This window comes from Nonomuraea sp. MG754425 (assembly GCF_021699195.1).
Classification (GTDB): domain Bacteria; phylum Actinomycetota; class Actinomycetes; order Streptosporangiales; family Streptosporangiaceae; genus Nonomuraea.
Genome location: NZ_SSXE01000519.1, coordinates 1 through 422 on the forward strand (window position 1 = coordinate 1; position 422 = coordinate 422).

Here is a 422-nt window from a genome sequence, read left to right on the forward strand (position 1 = left end):
CTTCGAGCCGGGCGGCCTCGAAGTGCCGGGCGCGCTCGGGCCAGGGGGCGCCCGCGTACCGGGCGCGGAGCTCCTCGACGCGGGCGGCGTCCCGGAGCCGACCGGCCAGCCAGTCGCCGGCCTCGACGATCGTCCGCTCCGGTCCCGGCTCGCCGACCCGCAGCGCCGGGCCGCCGCCCGGCTCGAACCGCGCGTACAGCACGGGCCCGCCGTCCCCGCCGCCCGCCGCTAAGCGCCGCAGATGGCGGTGGGCGGTCGCGGTGAGCAGACGGGAGCGCCTGGCCGTGCCGTCCCCGGACCGCCGGGCCAGCGGATGCTTGACGATCGCCTGGTAGAAGGCGGGGTCGGCGAGGAAGACGGCCTGCCGTACGGACTCGTCGTCGTACGCCTCGGCGACCTTGCGCCGGGTCACGAGGCGGGCG

At 78.7% G+C, this 422-nt stretch carries 1 protein-coding gene; it reads right to left on the reverse strand.

Translation table 11 applies throughout. The annotated features are described in order from the left end of the window. A partial coding sequence (locus tag FAF44_RS53790; protein ID WP_237111205.1) for a hypothetical protein occupies positions 1 to 422 on the reverse strand: 422 nt, incomplete at both ends.